We start from the raw sequence: 16,207 nt of genomic DNA, 5'->3' as shown, positions 1-16,207 counted from the left end.
GATGGCCAGTCCGAAATCCCCTGATACGGTGACGCTCACAGCCTCCCCGCTGAGAGAAACCGACATGATCCAGGCCGCCGACGACCGGTTGCGAGACGAGGTGCGCCTGCTGGGCGGGCTGCTGGGCGAGGTCATTCTCGTCGAGGGCGGCAAGGACCTCTACGACCGGATCGAGGCGGTGCGTCAGGCCTCGGTCGCCTGGCACCGGGACGCGGGCGCCGCGGACGCCCAGCGGCTGGAGCAGCTGCTGGGAGACCTGTCGCTGGATCAGGCGGTCGGTCTGGCCCACGGCTTCGCGGTCTTCTCCCTTTTGGCCAATGTCGCCGAGGATCGGGCGGGCAAGCGGCGGGCGCAGGAGCAGACCGCGTCGGGCGCCCGGCCCGATACGCCCGAGGGCGCGCTGGAACGGCTGAAGGCCGCCGGACGCTCGCCGGAAGAAGCCCGCGACCTGCTGGCCGGCGCCCTGATCTCGCCGGTGCTGACCGCCCACCCGTCCGAAGTCCGGCGCAAGAGCGTCATCGACCGCATCGCCTCGGTCTCCGATCTGCTGGACGCCTGCGACCAGAACGGCGACGCCTGCGATCTGGAGGCCCGCGACGCCGGCCTGCGCCGCCAGACCACCATCCTGTGGGCCACGCGGCTGGTGCGGCAGGCCGGGCTGGTGGTGCAGGACGAGATCGACACCGTCGTCTCCTTCCTGGACCGCGTCTTCCTGCATGTCGCTCCGGCCCAGCTGGCCGAATGGCGCAAGCGGCTGGACGCGCCGGAGCTGGAGCCCTTCATCCGCATCGGCACCTGGGTGGGCGGCGACCGGGACGGCAATCCGAACGTCGACGGCGCGGTGCTGAGCGCCGCCTTCCGCAGCCAGGCCAGGGCCGTGCTGCGCTTCTATCTGGACGAGGTGAACACCCTGGGGGCCGAGCTCAGCCTGTCGGGATCGATGAGCGAGATCTCGCCCGCCCTGAAGGCCCTGGCGGAAGCGTCGGGCGATCATTCGCTCCACCGCGCCGACGAACCCTATCGCCGGGTGCTCAGCCAGATCTACGCGCGCCTGGCCGCCACCCATCCCGTGCTGACCGGCCAGCCCGCGCCGCGCGCCGCCGCCTTCACCGCCCAGCCCTATGAGGGGCCCGCCGCCTTCCGCGCCGATCTGGCCGTGCTGCAGGACAGCCTGGTCGCCAACCACGGCGCGGTCTTTGCCGACGACCGGCTGGCCCGGCTGATCACCGCCGCCGACGTCTTCGGCTTCCACATGGCGACGCTGGACCTGCGCCAGAACTCGGATGTGCATGAGCGAGTCGTGGCCGACCTGCTCAGGGTCGCCGGGGTCGCCGACGACTATGCCGCGCTGGACGAGGAGGCCCGTCTGTCGGTGCTGGCCGCCGAACTGGCCTCGGGCCGGCTGCTGTTCAATCCCTACGAGACCTATGCCGAGGAAACGCTCAAGGAGCGCGGCATCCTGCAGGCGGCGGCCGAAGCCCTGCGCCTGTTCGGTCCGCAGGCCATCCGCACCCACATCGTGTCCAAGACCGACGCAGCCTCGGACCTGCTGGAGGTCTATCTCCTGCTCAAGGAAGTCGGCCTCTACCGCCCCGAAGACCCCGCCGCCTGCCCGGTCCAGGCCGCGCCCCTGTTCGAGACCATCGGCGACCTGCGCGCGGCCAAGCCGACGCTCGAGCGCCTGCTGAAAGAGCCGTCCGCCCTCGCTGTCGCCCGGGCGCGGGGGGTGCAGGAGGTGATGATCGGCTATTCCGACAGCAACAAGGACGGCTCCTACCTGACCTCGACCTGGGAGCTGCACGAGGCCTCGCGCGCCCTGTTGCAGGTGACCGATGCGGCGGGCCTGCGCCTGCAGCTCTTCCACGGTCGGGGCGGCGCCGTGGGCCGGGGCGGCGGCTCCAGCTTCGCCGCCGTGCTGGGCCAACCGCAGGGCACCGTCGCGGGCCGTATCCGGGTGACGGAACAGGGCGAGGTCATCGCCAACAAGTACGGCGAGCCGGAGGTGGCGCGGCGCAACCTGGACGCCCTGACCTGCGGCGTCCTGCTGGCCTCGCTGGCCCCGCCGCCGGACGCCGAGCTGACCGCGCGGCACGGCGCGACCCTGTCGAAGCTGTCCCAGGCCTCGATGAGCGCCTACCGGGCGCTGGTCTATGAGACCGACGGCTTCGTCGACTATTTCCGCGCCGCCACCCCGATCGCCGAGATCGCCGATCTGAAGATCGGGTCGCGTCCGGCCTCGCGCACCGCCTCCACCGCCATCGAGGACCTGCGCGCCATCCCCTGGGTGTTCAGCTGGAGCCAGAGCCGGGTCATGCTGCCGGGCTGGTTCGGCTTCGGCTCGGCGGTGCAGGGCGTGGACATCAACGAGCTGCGCCAGATGCACCATGACTGGCCGTTCTTCCGCACCCTGATCCAGAACATGGAGATGGTCATGGCCAAGGCCGATATGACCATCGCCCGCCGCTACGCGGGACTGGTCCCGGATCAGGCGCTGGCCGACCGCGTCTTCTCCGCCATCCGGGCGGAGTGGGACCGGACCGAGGCGGCGGTGCTGGCCATCACCGGTCAGGACGCCCTGCTGGGCGGCCAGCCCGAGTTGGACCGGCTGATCCGCCTGCGCATGCCCTATGTCGAGCCGCTGAACCACGTGCAGATCGAACTGATCCGCCGCCGCCGGGCCGGGGATGACGATCCGCGCGTGCGGGAAGGCATCCTGCTGGCGCTCAACGGGGTGGCGGCGGGGCTGCGCAACAGCGGCTGATCAAGGTTCAGATGTCCGCGATTTAATGCGGCGTCTCTATTTCGCCGCCGAACTCTCACGGGGTTGAAACAGGGTCGGCCCATACGGCCGGGGTCGCCGCCCCCGGGCGATGCAGAGCTCCCCAAGGAGACCGCCATGAAAACCCTCGCTTCCCTGACCGCCATCCTGGTTCTGGCCACCGCCGGCGCCGCCTCCGCCGCCGACGCCCGCATCGGCTGGTCCGATCTCAATCTGGCCAGCGTGGCCGGCGCCGACGCCTTCGACCAGCGCGTCGAAGCCGCCGCCCGGGCGCTTTGCCGCGACGCCCGACGCCCCGGCAGCCGCCTGGACGACCGCGCCTTCTGCGAGGCCGCCGTGCGCCGCGAGGCCGTCCGCCAGCTGCCGGGCGCCGCCCAGGTCGACTACGCCGCCAGCCGCCGCGCCGCCGCCTATTGATCGATAAACGGGAGCCGCTTCGGCGGCTCCCGTTCTGACATAAGTCAGACTTATGTTCAGCTTCACCATTCTCGGCCTCGAATCATTGAATCATCACGGTTGTCGTCTGGCGCTCGTCATATGAGACCATCATCTGACTTGTCGTCGCCGCTCCCCGCGACAGGAGGATGATCCGATGACCAAGACCCTGCTTACCCTCGCCGCCTTCACTCTGCTGGCCGCCGCTCCGGCCGCCGCCCAGGACAGCATCCGCGTGTCCCCCAACGGTCTGGACCTGTCGACGCCCGCCGGCGCGGCGGCGTTCGACGCCCGCGTGGCCGCCGCCGCCCGCGACGCCTGCGTGACGTCTTCGCGCCGGACGCCCAGCGCCGTCTGCATCCGGCAAATCCAGCGCGAAGCGATCCGTCAGCTGCCGCAAGCCCGTCAGGACGACTACGCCCGCGCCCGCCGCAGCGACAGCCCGCAGGCCATGGTCGCCCCCGCCTGGCCGGCGTGATCCCGGGCATGAGGTGCAAAAAGGGCCGGCGGAGATGATCCGCCGGCCCTCTTCTTTTCGTCCGATCGCCTTGCGGCCGGGCCGTCAGGAGGTCGGGAAGCCCCGCACCTTCAGCAGCGCCCGCACGTCCGGGTCGCGGCCACGGAAGGCGCGATAGGCTTCGGCGCGATCCACAGTGTTGCCCGGGGCCAGCATGATCTCCTTGAAGCGACGCGCGATGTCCGGATTGAACACATCGCCCGACTCCTCGAAGTAGGCCCAGGTGTCGGCGTCCATCGTCTCGGACCAGAGGTACGAATAATACCCGGCCGAGTAGCTGTCCGACGTGAACAGGTGATTGAACTGCGGCAGGCGGTGCCGCATCACTATCTCCTTGGGCATGCCGTAACGCTCCAGCGAGGCCTTCTCGAAGGCGTCGATGTCGGTCGGCGGCGTGGCCTGGGTGTGCAGGTCCATATCGACCAGCGCCGAGGACAGGTAGCTGACCGTGGCGTAGCCCTGGTTGAAGGTCGAAGCGGCCTCGACCTTGTCCAGCAGCGCCTGCGGCATCGATTGGCCGGTCTGCACATGCTTCATGTAACCGTTCAGGATCGGACGGCTCAGCACCCAGTGCTCGTGCACCTGCGAGGGATACTCAACGAAGTCGCGCGGCGTGCCGCCCAGCGCCGGATAAACCACATTAGACGAATAGGCGTGCAGGGTGTGGCCGAACTCGTGGAACAGGGTCTCGGCGTCGTCCAGCGAAATCAGGATCGGCTCGCCGCCCTCGGCCTTGATAAAGTTGTTGTTGTTCGAGCCGAGGGTGTTCTTCGGTCCGTCGAAGGTCGAATGCGACCGGTAGGTCGTCATCCAGGCGCCCGACCGCTTGCCCGCGCGGGCGTAGTCGTCGGTGTAATACAGGCCGATCGGACGGCCCGCGTCCTTGACCTCATAGACCACCACATCCGGGTGGAAGACCGGCACGGTCCCCGGCGCCAGCTTCTCGAAGGTGAAGCCATACAGGCGGCGCGCCATCTCGAACGAGCCGGCGCGGACGTTGTTGAGCTCGAAATACGGCTTCAGCTCATTCTGATCGAGGTCGTACTTCTGCTTCCGGACCTTCTCCGAATAATAGAGATAATCCCACGGCTCGATGTCGTGCCCGGCGATGGCGCGCATGTCCGCCACTTCCTCGGTGACACGGGCCTTGGCCGGAGCCCAGACGCGGTTCATCAGCTCCATCGCCGCGGCCGGGGTCTTGGCCATGGTGTCCTGCATGCGCAGTTCGGCGTGGTTGCGGTAGCCCAGCAGGCGGGCGCGCTGCTGACGCAGGCGCACGATCTCGGCGATGGTCGAGTTGGTGTCGTTGCGGTCGCCGTTGTCGCCACGGTTCACGAACTTGCGCCACACCACCTCACGCAGGGCGCGGTCATCGGCGAAGCTGAGGAAGGGATCCACGCTGGAGCGGGTGTTGATGATCGCCCAGCCCTGCAGGTTGCGATTGCGGGCGGCGGCCGCGGCGGCGGCCTTGTTCGAGGCGGGCAGGCCCGCGACGCCGGCTTCGTTGGGGATCACCGTCCAGGTGTTCTCGTCGGCCACGACCTTCTGGCTGAAGGCGGTGAAGGCGTTGGCCAGGGCGGTGTTGATCCGGCCCAGTTCGGCCTTGCCGGCGGCGTCCAGCGCCGCGCCCGAGCGGATGAAGCTGTCGCGGCTGCGGGTCGCGATGCGCTTCTGGGCGGCGGTGAGCCCCATGGCGTCGGCGTTGTCGGCGACCGTCTTCACGCGCTGGAACAGTTTGGCGTTGAAGCTGATCTCGTCGCCGGCGGCGGACAGCAGCGGCGACAGCTCGGTGTCGACCGCGTTGTAGTCGTCCGACCCGATGTTGGAGGTCATGACGCCGTAGATGTTGCCGACCAGATCCAGCGGCTCGCCCGCCATCTGCATGGCCACCAGGGTGTTGGCGAAGGTCGGGGCCTCGGCGTTGTCGGCGATGGCGTTGTAGTCGGCGCGTTGCAGCTCGATGCCTTCCAGCAGCGCCTCGCGCAGCTTGGCGGCGGTCACCTTGTCCCACGGCGGCACGCCGCCGTAGGGGCCGGTCCAGGGCTGCAGCAGTTCCGCGCGCGGGGTCTGCACCGGCAGGACGGCGCGGGCGACCCGAGCGTCCGCTTCGAGACTCCCGGCGGAGGCGCTGGCGCCCAGGGCCGTGCCGGCGGCGCAGCCGGCGGTGGCGGTCAGGGCCATGAGGCTCCCTCCGGCGATGAGAAGTTGACGTCTTTGCATGGGAACTCCGTAGCGGCGGTTCGTTTCCGGGACCCTAGGCCCGCGGGGGGCGGACTGTCACATGAACGCCCTGTAACCTCCAGCCATGGACGGCGCGGAGCCGCGCGGCTAAAGCGCGCCCATGGCCATTGGCGTTTTCGACTCCGGCGTGGGCGGGTTGACCGTTCACCGCGAACTGACCCGACGCTTTCCCGAGCGGGATTTCGTCTATCTGGCGGACCAGGCGAACGCCCCGTACGGCGGCCGGGGCGGCGAGGAGATCGTCGATCTGACCCGCGCGGGCTGCGAACGCCTGTTCGAGGCGGGGGCCAACGTCATCGTCCTGGCCTGCAACACCGCCAGCGCCATCGCCCTGCGCCGCCTGCAGCAGACCTGGGTGCCCGAGGCGCGCGCGCGCCACGGCCGCCCGGTCAATGTGCTGGGCATCATCGTGCCGACGATCGAGGCCGCCACCGGCCTGCCTTGGACCTATGAGGCCGAACGTCTGGGCGACAAGATCGAGGCGCTCGAGATCACCGGTGTCTTCTGCACCGCCGCCACGGCCATGAGCCGGGTCTATGAGATCGAGATCGACAAGCGGCGCGAAGATCTGGCCGTCTTCTCCGAGCCCTGCCCCGGCCTGGCCGGCCTGATCGAACTGGGCGCCCCGGCCGAGGAGCTCGAGGTCGTGGTCCGGGACCATGTCGACGCCCTGCGCCGCCGCATCGGCCGTCATCCGGACAAGGCCATCCTGGGCTGCACCCACTATGAGATCGTGGCCGAGATCTTCGCCGCCGCCCTGCCGCCCGGGACGTCGCTGATCCACCAGCCCACCGCCGTGGCCGACGCCCTGGACCGCTATTTCGAACGGCATCCGGAATATGTGCTGGGCGGTTCCGGCCGCCGCGACTTCCTGACCAGCGGCAAGGCCGGGCCGCAGTCGGAACTGGTCAGCCAGTTCTGGGGCGCGCCCCTGACCTTCACGCCCGCCTGACGCCAGACTGTGACTTGACGAATACCGCCGTTCGTCGCCCGATGGCGGCGGGAGGATCGATCATGCTCAAGTCATTGCTCGCCGCCGTCGCCGTGCTGGCGTTCGCCACGCCGGCCGCCGCCGAGGTCGTCGAACGCAGCGCCGACCATTTCGTCCTGCGCTATGTATCGACCCTGGAGACCACGCAGGAGGACCTGATCGTCTCGGTCGAGGACATCGGGAACTGGTGGAACCCCGCCCACACCTACAGCGGCGATTCTCACAATCTGCACCTGTCCCTGGACCCTGGGACCTGCTTCTGCGAGGCCATGCCGGACGGGTCGACGTTCGAGCACGGCGCCGTCTATGAATATGATCCGGAGACAGGGGTCCTGATCGACGCGGCTCTGGGACCGCTCAAGGGCAAGGCCACACTGGCCAACTGGGGCATCGGCTGGACCGGCGGCGCGGGCGGGGCCGGCTGGGATGTGGTGATGACCTATGTCGTCCGCGGGCCCGGCCTGGGGGCGTACGCCGACGGCGTGGACGCGGTCATGCAGGATCAGTTCTATCGATTCATCCGGTATATCCACTACGGGCCCGAGGCGCCGGAGGCGTAGCGTCCCAGCCCCACAATCTGAGCCACAGCTCGATTACGATCAGGTTCGGAACCCAGCACAGGAAGGCGATGGCCGGATAGGCGATCGCGAAATCCAGCCCGTTCATCATCGACAGCGGGATCATGATCCTGAGCGTCACCGCTGCGAAGGTCAGGGCCAGGCTGCGGATCATCCAGCGCCGGTGCTGGGCGAAATCCCCGGCCACGGCCTTGCGCCACGCCAGCGTCGTGGTCGCGAACCAGGCGAGGGCCAGCAAGCCGAACCCTAGGCCGGCCAGCGGTCCCGCCGACGTGGTCAGCGCCAGGCCGAGGCCGGCGAGCGCGCCGATCAGGCAGGCGACCACATAGACCCGGCCCGCCATGCGGTGCCACGCCCTTCGCGGACCGCGCCAGGTGACCAGCTGGAAGGCGCCCAGGGCCAGCGCCGTCACTCCGCCCGCCACATGCGCCAGGAAGATGATCGGCCGCGCCTGCAGGTGCGGGGCCATCGATTCCGCCATGAACGGCGACGGCAGCAGGAAGCGGGCGCTGAACAGGGCGACCGCGAGGCACATCAGGGCCAGCAGGCCGAACAGGGTCGTGGTCGCCACGCGCTGCATGAGGGATCTCCGGGAAAACATGCAGCCCGCTTGAAACGCCCGCACCGGGCGTGTCAGCCTTGATTTCGCGAACGGCCCGATCCGCTTCGTGAACGGAGCAGGGCGTGACGACCGAAGGCGTGAAACAGGGCATGCGGCGTCTGCGCATCGGCCGCTCGGGGATCGTCGAGCTGATGGGCCTGATGCTGCTCGGGTGGTTCCTCGCCGCCACCTCGGCGTTTGACTCGGAAAACGTCCCGAAGCTTCAGCGCTACCTTTTCTGGCAATTCGCCCTGGTCGGCGGCGGCGTCATCGCGGCCATGATCGAGCCGTGGGTCGCGCGGCGGCTTCCCGGCCGACCGCGCCTGTTCGTCCTGGCCCAGCTGATCGCCATGACGCCGCCGATCACCCTGTGGGTGGCGATGCTGCCGGTGGTCCTGTGGGGCGCGACGTTTCAGCCCGCAAAGCTGATCTGGGGCATGCCCAGCGTGCTGACGGTCAACATCGCCGTCGTCGGCCTGGCCTGGCTGGTGCGCACGGCGTTCAAGCAGACCCCCGCGCCCGTCTCCGATGGGGCCGCGCCGCCGGCCATTCGGGTCAAGCTTCCGCCGCGCCTGGCGCGGGCGCGTCTCATCGCCGTCGAGGCGGAGGACCACTACCTGCGCGTCCGCACCGAGGCCGGATCCGATCTGGTGCTGATGCGGTTCGGCGACGCCCTGGACTCGCTGGGCGCCTGCGACGGGTTCCGCACCCATCGCTCATGGTGGGTGGCCCGGACCGGCGTCGAGACCGCGCGCTGGAAGAGCGGGCGGGGCGAACTGGTCCTGTCGGACGGAGCGACGGCGCCGGTCAGCCGAACCTACGCCGCCGCGCTGAAGGGGACGGACTGGGCCGCCCCCGTCACCGCCTAGGTTCAGGCCAGCGCCGCTTCCGACGCCACGATGCGGCTGGCGGCGTGGACCACCGCGCCGATGCGCAGGGCGGCCTGGACCTGGGTGCTGGGCACGCCGTGCTTGCGCAGTTCGCCCTCGTGGGCGTCCAGGCAGGCGCCGCAGCCGTTGATGGCCGAGACGGCGGTCGACCACAGCTCGAAGTCCATCTTGTCGACGCCCGGATTGGCGATGACGTTCATCCGCAGCTTGGCCGGGATGGTCGTGTACTCCTGGTTCTTCATCAGGTGCAGGGCGCGGTAGTAGATGTTGTTCATGCCCATGATGGCGGCGGCGGCCTTGGCCGCGTTCATCGCCTCGGGCGACAGGATCGTGGCCGCCTGGGCCTCGATCGCCTTGACCACCGGCGCCACGCCGATGGCGTGAGCCGAGGCCAGGAAGCAGCCCCATTTCTGCTGGTCGTTCAGCACCGTCTCGGCGGCCAGAGACGACAGGTTCAGCGAGATATCCTTGCCGTAGCCGGGAATGAGGTCGCGCAGGGCGTCGATCGACATGGTTCGGGGTCCTTCCGGGAGGTGAGGTCCGCCATCCGCGCCGACGGCCGGACAGCGCCCTCATGTGTGGTCGCGCTCCGATAGGCCAAAGGCCGGCGCGTTCACAAAACGAAACAGGCGGCGACTTGCGCCGCCGCCTGTCAGGGAAACACGGGCGCTACAGTTACGCCGCCAGCGTCTCGCCGCCCACCGGGCGGTTGCAGGCGCACAGCTCGTCGGTCTGCAGCGCATCGACAACGCGCAGGGTGTCCGCCGGCGCACGGCCGACGTTCAGGTTGGTGACGTAGACGTGCTGCACGACGTTGTGCGGATCGACCACGAAGGTGGCGCGCAGGGCGACGCCTTCTTCCTCGTTCAGGACGCCCAGTTCGCGGGCGAACTTGCCGCCGTTGTCGGCGAACTGCCAGATCGGCAGGGCGTTCAGGTCGGCGTGGTCACGGCGCCAGGCCAGCTTGACGAACTCGTTGTCGGTCGAGCCGCCCAGAACGATGGTGTCGCGGTCGGCGAAGTCCTTACCGAGCTTGGCGAATTCGGCGATCTCGGTCGGGCACACGAAGGTGAAGTCCTTCGGGTAGAAGAAGATGACCTTCCACTTGCCTTCGAAGCTCTCGTTGGTGATCGGCTCGAAGGCCGAGACGCCGCCTTCTTCGTGGCTGTTGAAGCCCGGCTTCACGCCGATGATCTTGAATTCCGGCAGTTTTTGACCGACGCCCAGCATCGCTGTTCTCCTGGATAAGCTTGAAGGATGGAAATCCGGAGCGCCGGGGGAGCGGCGCCGCAGCCGCGAAATGACGCGTGCGATGCACAAAGTCAATCATTGCAGAGGCGAATGATCGATAGATAATTTTTATAGTCCGCATAGACCCTGACGGAGCCTGACGATTGCCCTCCGCCCCTTTACCCTGGCCGGTTTCAGGGATCAGGTCGGGGTGTAACAGGGAGTTTTCGAATGCGCCGTTTAACCGCCATCCTCCTCACCTTCGCCAGCCTCGCGCCGATCATCACCCCCACGACCGCCCTCGCCCAGACGCCGCCCGCCTCCATCGGCGACCGCTACGTGCCCGCACCCTGGTGGATGCGCGATCCGGTCATCGCCTCGGTCGGCTATGTGCGAACCGAAGTGCAGGCCAACCGGGCCAGCTTCGGCGCCACCTTCCAGTCAGTGGAACGCACCGCGACGGAAGCTTCCCGCAAGGCGGCGGATCAGGTCCGCGCCCTCAGCCAGGCGCTGGGCGCCTACGGCGCCGACACCGTCCGGGTCGAGACGACCATCACCACCCGGCCCATCTATGATCAGTATCGCGACGAGAACGGCGTCATGCGCGACAACGTCCGCGCCGACCGCATCGCCCGCTATCAATCCGACGCCTCGGTGTCGGTGACCATAAGAGATGTCGCCGTGTTGGAACGGGTCTACGCGACCGTCATCGCCTCGCAGCCGACCTCGGTCAGCGCCGTCGGTTTCGGCCTGCAGCCGGACAATGCGATCCTGACCTGGCTTCAGGCTGAAGCCGTCAAGGACGCGGCTCGCAGGGCTCGCGCTGCGGCCGAGAACGCCGGAACCAGTCTCGGCGGGGTCAGGGTCATCGACCCGACCGGCCGGGCCTGCCAGACGGATGTCCTCGCCGGTTGGCCGTCCTATGGATCGGGCACGGAAGACGCCACCACGGTGCAGGAAGCCGTCGTGACCGGAAACCGTATCGCCGGCTACGCGTCGCCGGCTCCCCCTCCGCCGCCTCCGCCGCCGCCTCGCCCGGGCGTCGCGCCCGACGAGACCCAGATCGAGGCGGCCCGCCTCGCGCTGCAGCCGCCGCTGCGCGAACTGACCGATCGGGCCTGCGTCGTCTATGCGTTGAACTAGAGCGAAATCGGTTGAGTTGGACGCAGTCCAACTCGGCTCAGATTTCGCTCCAGTTTGATGCTGGACCATTTTTTGGATTCAGGTCGTTCCGACCTGAAGCAAAAATGGTCTAGGCGTTCCGCTTGACGCCTCGGCCGCGACGGGCGACCGAGGCGTCATGACCGTTTCCTTCAAGGCCGACCCCGCCTTCGACGCCGGCTCCGTGATCGTGCTCGACTGGCCGCTGTGTCAGGTCCGGCTGCAGGACGACACCCGCTTTCCGTGGCTGATCCTGATCCCGCGCAGGACGGGCCTGCACGAACTGGAAGATCTCGACACGGCCGACCGGGCTGTCCTGATGGACGAGATCCTGAAAGCGGGAGAGGCGGTGCGGCTGCTGGGCGAGGCCGCGGGACGACCGGTGCAGAAGCTGAACGTCGGCGCCCTCGGCAACGTCACGGCCCAGTTGCACGTGCATGTGGTCGGTCGTCGCCATGACGACGCCCTGTGGCCTGATCCGGTCTGGGGCCGGGGCCCGGCGGTTCCCTATGGCGCGTCCGGCCTGCAGGCCGCCGTATCGCGGCTCAGACTCAGTTCGCCCGGCTGACCGTGACGGTCCGGGTGCGGCCGCCCTCTGTCAGGGTCCCGCGCCAGTCACGACCGGCGGGCTCCAGCATCAGCGCGCCCAGCCCGTCCAGCGTCACCGTTCCGCCCTCCGCCGTGGCCACGCCCGCGCCCGCCGCCCCGCGCCAGCCGCCCTCGACCGGACCGCGGCCGTCGTCATCCAGCACCAGGCCGAACAGGACCCGGCCCTGATCGTCCGAGACCCGCCAGCGGCCGTCCATGGCGCCGGCGCTTTGATCGACGCGGATTTCCGCCGCGGCCACGCCCTGGTCATAGGCCGTCTCGGTATCGCCGGGCGAATACTCATACGAGCGGACATAAGCCTCGACCGAGACCGGCGCGTCCAGCGGGCGGCGGTGCGCCTCCGTCTCCGCGTCGCCCTGGGCCCGTTCGCGACCGAAGTCGGACGCCGGCTCGAACGGCCGGATCGCCGGCGCCGAATATTGCGCCAGCGTGGACGGATGCGGCGCGGACTGCTGCAGCAGCGCGCCCGCGAAGGCGAGAACGATGAACCCCGACATGAAAGGAAGCTGCCGCGCGTGGGCCGCCGCGCCTAGTGCAGAAGCGCCACACGCGAAATCGTGATGGACGCCGGGCGCCCCGATCACGCGTCTGAGAGCGCAACTCGACCTTGGCCGCGTTGACCCCCCCGCCGCCGCTGACTAAAGCCTGTTCACCGATTTCGAGCGCCTGATTTCGCTCAGGTTTTTGAGAACCATTCGCAATATGTCGAGCTCCCCTCTGCCGGGCGACGCCTCCAACGATCCGACCGACAAGACCGGCCGTTTCGTGCGTCAGCCCAATGGCCGCATCCGGCCCCTGTCTCCCCACCTCCAGATCTGGCGCTGGCACGTCACCATGACGGCCTCGATCCTGTTCCGGGTCACCATCGGTGCGATCAGCGTCGGCGCGGCGATCGCGGTGGGCTGGCTGGCCGCCCTGGCCTGCGGACCGGAAGCCTATGCCGGCGTGTCGGCCCTGCTGGGCTCGCCGTTCGGCCTGTTCATCGGCTTCGGCCTGACGGTGGTGCTGTTCTCCTTCCTGCTGAACGGCGCGCGCCACCTGTTCAACGACACCGGCAACGGCCTGTCCCTGAAGTCGGCCAACCTGCTGTCGAACATCGCCGTCTGGGGGCCGATCCCGCTGGCCGTGCTGTTCTGGGTCCTGCTGTTCGCCACCGGGAGGGTCTCGCTGTGAGCGGTCCGGCTAAGTTCAAGAACCACGTCAAGATCTCCGAGCGCCACGGCGCCGGCGAGTGGCTGACCGAGCGGGTCGCCCTGGCGCTGCTGATGCCGCTCGGCCTGTGGGTCGTCTCGAGCGTCTTCACCCTGGCGGGCGCCGGCTACGACGATCTGCTGGCCTGGTTCGCCAGTCCGCTGAACGCGGGCCTGCTGATCCTCACCCTGCTGACCCTGTTCCTCTTCGCCAGCCTGGCGTGGAAGGTCATCATCGAGGACTACATCCACAAGCCGCTGGCCAAGACCCTGGCGATCGGCGGCCTGAACCTCGTCTTCCTGGCTCTGGCCGCGGCCAGCGTCTTCTTCATCGTGCGCCTGGCGCTGGGTTCGGCCCCGCTGCCGGCTGGTATCGGAGCCTGATCGGTGGCGGCTGCTTACGAATTCATCGATCACGCCTATGACGTGGTGGTCCTGGGCGCCGGAGGCTCGGGCCTTCGCGCCGCGCTGGGCGCCGCCCAGCAGGGCCTGAAGGTCGCCTGCGTGACCAAGGTCTTCCCGACCCGGTCGCACACCGTCGCGGCCCAGGGCGGCATCTCCGCCAGCCTGGGCAACATGGGCGAGGACTCGTGGAAATGGCACATGTACGACACCGTTAAGGGGTCGGACTGGCTGGGCGACCAGGACGCCATCGAATACCTGGTCCGCGAGGCCCCCAAGGCGGTCTACGAGCTGGAACACTGGGGCGTGCCCTTCAGCCGGACCGATGACGGCCGCATCTACCAGCGCGCCTTCGGCGGCATGACCCGCAACTACGGCGAAGGCCCCGTGCAACGCACCTGCGCCGCCGCCGACCGCACCGGTCACGCCATCCTGCACACCCTGTACGGCCAATCGGTCCGTCGCGAGGTCGAGTTCTTCGTCGAGTATTTCGGCCTGGACCTGATCATGCAGGACGGCGTCTGCACCGGCCTGACGGCCCTGAAGCTGGACGACGGCACCCTGCACCGCTTCCGCGCCAAGATGGTGATCCTGGCGACCGGCGGTTACGGCCGCGCCTACTTCTCGGCCACCAGCGCCCACACCTGCACCGGCGACGGCAACGCCATGGTGCTGCGCGCCGGCCTGCCGCTGCAGGACATGGAGTTCGTGCAGTTCCACCCAACCGGGATCTACGGCGCCGGCTGCCTGATCACCGAGGGCGCCCGCGGTGAAGGCGGCTACCTGACCAACTCGGAAGGCGAGCGCTTCATGGAGCGCTATGCGCCGACCGTGAAGGACCTGGCCCCGCGCGACATGGTCAGCCGCTCCATGACCATCGAAATCCGCGAAGGCCGCGGCGTGGGTCCGAAGAAGGACCACATCTTCCTGCACCTGGATCACCTGGATCCGGCGATCCTGCACGAACGCCTGCCGGGTATTTCGGAATCGGCCAAGATCTTCGCCGGCGTCGATGTGACCAAGGAGCCGATCCCGGTCCTGCCGACCGTCCACTACAACATGGGCGGCATCCCGACGAACTATCACGGCGAGGTCCTGACCCTGCGCGACGGCAACCCTGACAGCGTGGTTCCCGGCCTGATGGCTGTGGGCGAGGCGGCCTGCGTCTCGGTGCACGGCGCCAACCGTCTGGGCTCCAACTCCCTGACCGACCTGGTCGTGTTCGGCCGCGCCGCCGGCCTGCGCACCGGCGAGATCGTCGACAAGGCCGGCGCCGTTCCGGATGCTCCGGCGGCCTCGACCGACGGCCACCTGGCCCGCCTGGACCGCTTCCGCTTCGCCGACGGCTCGACCCCGACCGCCAAGCTGCGCATCGAGATGCAGCGCGCCATGCAGTCGGACGCCGCCGTGTTCCGCACGGGCAAGACCCTGGAAGAAGGCGTCGCCAAGCTGCGCGCCATCCATGCCCAGGGCGCGGACATCAAGACCACAGACCGCGGCCTGATCTGGAACACCGACCTGGTCGAGACCCTTGAGTATGACAACCTGATCGATCAGGCCCTGGTCACGATCGAGGGCGCCCTGAACCGCACCGAGAGCCGCGGCGCCCACGCCCGCGAGGACTTCCCGGATCGCGACGACGTCAACTGGATGAAGCACACGCTCGCCTGGAAGACGCCGGGCGACCAGACCAAGATCGACTACCGTCCGGTGCACAACTACACGATGTCGGACGATGTCTCGTACATCGAGCCCAAGGCGCGGGTTTACTGAACATGGTCCAGCTCACTCTCCCCCGCGGCTCCAAGCCCACCACCGGCAAGGTCCACAAGGCCCCGGCCGGCGCGCAGAACGTCAAGACCTACAAGGTCTATCGTTACGACCCCGAGGTCGACGCCGACCCGCGCTGGGACGTCTATGAGGTCTCGGCCGACGACCACGGCCCGATGCTGCTGGACGCGCTGATCCACATCAAGAACGAGATCGACCCGACCCTGGCCTTCCGCCGGTCGTGCCGGGAAGGCATCTGCGGCTCCTGCTCGATGACCATCGACGGGCGCAACGCGCTGGCCTGCACCAAGGGCATGGACGAGTGCGCGTCCAACACGATCTCGATCGGGCCGCTGCCGCACCAGCCGGTGGTCAAGGATCTGGTGACGGACCTGAGCCTGTTCTACGCCCAGTACGACTCGATCCAGCCCTATCTCCAGTCCGACGAGCCGGACCCGGAGAAGGAACGCCTGCAGTCGCCGGAAGACCGCGCCAAGCTGGACGGCCTGTACGAGTGCATCCTGTGCGCCTGCTGCTCGACCTCCTGCCCCAGCTACTGGTGGAACCAGGAAGAGTACCTGGGTCCCGCGGCCCTGCTGCAGTCCTACCGCTGGATCGCCGACAGTCGCGATGACGCGACGGACAAGCGCCTCGACGACCTCGAGGACCCGTTCAAACTCTACCGCTGCCACACGATCATGAACTGCGCCCAGGTCTGCCCCAAGGGGCTGAACCCGGCCGAGGCCATCGCCAAGACCAAGAAGCTGATGGTCGCGCCGGGCCGCAAGAAGGAAAAGGCTTCGGCCTGATCCG

17 protein-coding genes are annotated in these 16,207 nt (G+C 68.5%); 12 read left to right on the top strand and 5 right to left on the bottom strand.

Annotated elements, in window-relative coordinates:
• Positions 1-64 precede the first annotated feature (64 nt).
• The 3 genes from ppc to AC07NB_RS14835 all read left to right on the top strand — a co-directional run bounded on the left by ppc (position 65) and on the right by AC07NB_RS14835 (position 3,692).
• The gene (gene ppc / locus AC07NB_RS14845; RefSeq protein ID WP_494570601.1) at positions 65-2,761 is read left to right on the top strand and encodes a phosphoenolpyruvate carboxylase; all 2,697 of its coding nucleotides are present in this window, start codon (positions 65-67) and stop codon (positions 2,759-2,761) included.
• A gap of 135 nt (positions 2,762-2,896) precedes the next feature.
• Complete coding sequence (locus tag AC07NB_RS14840; protein WP_494570600.1) at positions 2,897-3,196, top strand: UrcA family protein; 300 nt, start codon at positions 2,897-2,899, stop codon at positions 3,194-3,196.
• 175 nt (positions 3,197-3,371) lie between these two features.
• The gene (locus tag AC07NB_RS14835) at positions 3,372-3,692 is read left to right on the top strand and encodes a UrcA family protein (RefSeq protein WP_291833455.1); all 321 of its coding nucleotides are present in this window, start codon (positions 3,372-3,374) and stop codon (positions 3,690-3,692) included.
• Between the two features lie 84 nt (positions 3,693-3,776).
• Here the strand turns inward: AC07NB_RS14835 and AC07NB_RS14830 are convergent, their stop codons facing one another.
• Positions 3,777-5,951 carry a M3 family metallopeptidase gene (locus AC07NB_RS14830; protein ID WP_291833458.1) on the bottom strand — a complete coding sequence of 725 codons (2,175 nt, stop codon included), beginning with the start codon at positions 5,949-5,951 and terminating at the stop codon, positions 3,777-3,779.
• 121 nt (positions 5,952-6,072) lie between these two features.
• On the opposite strand from AC07NB_RS14830, the gene AC07NB_RS14825 reads away from it, so the two are divergent.
• Both AC07NB_RS14825 and AC07NB_RS14820 read left to right on the top strand, forming a co-directional pair.
• On the top strand, positions 6,073-6,924 hold the full coding sequence (locus AC07NB_RS14825; protein WP_291833461.1) for a glutamate racemase: 852 nt from the start codon (positions 6,073-6,075) through the stop codon (positions 6,922-6,924).
• Positions 6,925-6,986: 62 nt separating this feature from the next.
• Positions 6,987-7,523: a hypothetical protein gene (locus AC07NB_RS14820; protein ID WP_494570599.1), complete on the top strand. Its 537-nt coding sequence runs from the start codon at positions 6,987-6,989 to the stop codon at positions 7,521-7,523.
• On the opposite strand, the gene AC07NB_RS14815 is transcribed toward AC07NB_RS14820, so the two are convergent.
• Entirely contained in the window at positions 7,480-8,121 is a 642-nt protein-coding gene (locus AC07NB_RS14815; protein ID WP_494570598.1) for a DUF2306 domain-containing protein, read from the bottom strand. The two genes, AC07NB_RS14820 and AC07NB_RS14815, sit on opposite strands and share 44 nt — an antisense overlap.
• A gap of 104 nt (positions 8,122-8,225) precedes the next feature.
• Here AC07NB_RS14815 and AC07NB_RS14810 point away from each other — a divergent pair, with 104 nt between their 5' ends.
• Entirely contained in the window at positions 8,226-9,011 is a 786-nt protein-coding gene (locus AC07NB_RS14810) for a LytTR family DNA-binding domain-containing protein (RefSeq protein ID WP_494570597.1), read from the top strand.
• Positions 9,012-9,013: 2 nt separating this feature from the next.
• Here the strand turns inward: AC07NB_RS14810 and ahpD are convergent, their stop codons facing one another.
• The gene (gene ahpD / locus AC07NB_RS14805; RefSeq protein WP_494570596.1) at positions 9,014-9,544 is read right to left on the bottom strand and encodes an alkylhydroperoxidase, AhpD family; all 531 of its coding nucleotides are present in this window, start codon (positions 9,542-9,544) and stop codon (positions 9,014-9,016) included.
• A 163-nt stretch (positions 9,545-9,707) separates the two neighbouring features.
• Entirely contained in the window at positions 9,708-10,262 is a 555-nt protein-coding gene (locus tag AC07NB_RS14800; RefSeq protein ID WP_291833476.1) for a peroxiredoxin, read from the bottom strand.
• Positions 10,263-10,493: 231 nt separating this feature from the next.
• Here AC07NB_RS14800 and AC07NB_RS14795 point away from each other — a divergent pair, with 231 nt between their 5' ends.
• Both AC07NB_RS14795 and AC07NB_RS14790 read left to right on the top strand, forming a co-directional pair.
• A complete protein-coding gene (locus AC07NB_RS14795) occupies positions 10,494-11,405 on the top strand; it encodes an SIMPL domain-containing protein (protein WP_494570595.1) in 912 nt (303 codons plus the stop codon).
• Between the two features lie 157 nt (positions 11,406-11,562).
• Positions 11,563-11,991: an HIT domain-containing protein gene (locus AC07NB_RS14790; RefSeq protein ID WP_494570594.1), complete on the top strand. Its 429-nt coding sequence runs from the start codon at positions 11,563-11,565 to the stop codon at positions 11,989-11,991.
• On the opposite strand, the gene AC07NB_RS14785 is transcribed toward AC07NB_RS14790, so the two are convergent.
• Positions 11,975-12,529, bottom strand: coding sequence for a hypothetical protein (locus AC07NB_RS14785; RefSeq protein WP_492312042.1), 555 nt, complete (start codon positions 12,527-12,529; stop codon positions 11,975-11,977). The two genes, AC07NB_RS14790 and AC07NB_RS14785, sit on opposite strands and share 17 nt — an antisense overlap.
• Positions 12,530-12,827: 298 nt before the next feature.
• On the opposite strand from AC07NB_RS14785, the gene sdhC reads away from it, so the two are divergent.
• From sdhC to AC07NB_RS14765, 4 genes are read left to right on the top strand one after another with little or no spacing between them, the layout of a single operon-like run.
• Entirely contained in the window at positions 12,828-13,205 is a 378-nt protein-coding gene (gene sdhC, locus AC07NB_RS14780; protein ID WP_291833523.1) for a succinate dehydrogenase, cytochrome b556 subunit, read from the top strand.
• Positions 13,202-13,606 carry a succinate dehydrogenase, hydrophobic membrane anchor protein gene (gene sdhD / locus AC07NB_RS14775; RefSeq protein WP_291833488.1) on the top strand — a complete coding sequence of 135 codons (405 nt, stop codon included), beginning with the start codon at positions 13,202-13,204 and terminating at the stop codon, positions 13,604-13,606. Before sdhC ends, sdhD begins: the two co-directional genes overlap by 4 nt.
• Positions 13,607-13,609: 3 nt before the next feature.
• Positions 13,610-15,397 carry a succinate dehydrogenase flavoprotein subunit gene (sdhA, locus tag AC07NB_RS14770; protein ID WP_291833491.1) on the top strand — a complete coding sequence of 596 codons (1,788 nt, stop codon included), beginning with the start codon at positions 13,610-13,612 and terminating at the stop codon, positions 15,395-15,397.
• 2 nt (positions 15,398-15,399) lie between these two features.
• The gene (locus tag AC07NB_RS14765; protein WP_291833493.1) at positions 15,400-16,203 is read left to right on the top strand and encodes a succinate dehydrogenase iron-sulfur subunit; all 804 of its coding nucleotides are present in this window, start codon (positions 15,400-15,402) and stop codon (positions 16,201-16,203) included.
• The last annotated feature ends 4 nt before the right edge of the window (positions 16,204-16,207 follow it).

This window comes from Brevundimonas sp. GW821-FHT09G01, assembly GCF_059416065.1.
The sequence above is the reverse complement of the archived record's forward strand: the minus strand, read 5'-3'. Positions and strand labels throughout refer to the sequence as shown.

Coding starts and splice junctions, on each gene's coding strand:
- ppc (WP_494570601.1), top strand. CDS start 65: ATGATCCAGGCCGCCGACGACCGGTTGCGAGACGAGGTGCGCCTGCTG.
- AC07NB_RS14840 (WP_494570600.1), top strand. CDS start 2,897: ATGAAAACCCTCGCTTCCCTGACCGCCATCCTGGTTCTGGCCACCGCC.
- AC07NB_RS14835 (WP_291833455.1), top strand. CDS start 3,372: ATGACCAAGACCCTGCTTACCCTCGCCGCCTTCACTCTGCTGGCCGCC.
- AC07NB_RS14830 (WP_291833458.1), bottom strand. CDS start 5,951: ATGCAAAGACGTCAACTTCTCATCGCCGGAGGGAGCCTCATGGCCCTG.
- AC07NB_RS14825 (WP_291833461.1), top strand. CDS start 6,073: ATGGCCATTGGCGTTTTCGACTCCGGCGTGGGCGGGTTGACCGTTCAC.
- AC07NB_RS14820 (WP_494570599.1), top strand. CDS start 6,987: ATGCTCAAGTCATTGCTCGCCGCCGTCGCCGTGCTGGCGTTCGCCACG.
- AC07NB_RS14815 (WP_494570598.1), bottom strand. CDS start 8,121: ATGCAGCGCGTGGCGACCACGACCCTGTTCGGCCTGCTGGCCCTGATG.
- ahpD (WP_494570596.1), bottom strand. CDS start 9,544: ATGTCGATCGACGCCCTGCGCGACCTCATTCCCGGCTACGGCAAGGAT.
- AC07NB_RS14800 (WP_291833476.1), bottom strand. CDS start 10,262: ATGCTGGGCGTCGGTCAAAAACTGCCGGAATTCAAGATCATCGGCGTG.
- AC07NB_RS14795 (WP_494570595.1), top strand. CDS start 10,494: ATGCGCCGTTTAACCGCCATCCTCCTCACCTTCGCCAGCCTCGCGCCG.
- AC07NB_RS14790 (WP_494570594.1), top strand. CDS start 11,563: ATGACCGTTTCCTTCAAGGCCGACCCCGCCTTCGACGCCGGCTCCGTG.
- AC07NB_RS14785 (WP_492312042.1), bottom strand. CDS start 12,529: ATGTCGGGGTTCATCGTTCTCGCCTTCGCGGGCGCGCTGCTGCAGCAG.
- AC07NB_RS14765 (WP_291833493.1), top strand. CDS start 15,400: ATGGTCCAGCTCACTCTCCCCCGCGGCTCCAAGCCCACCACCGGCAAG.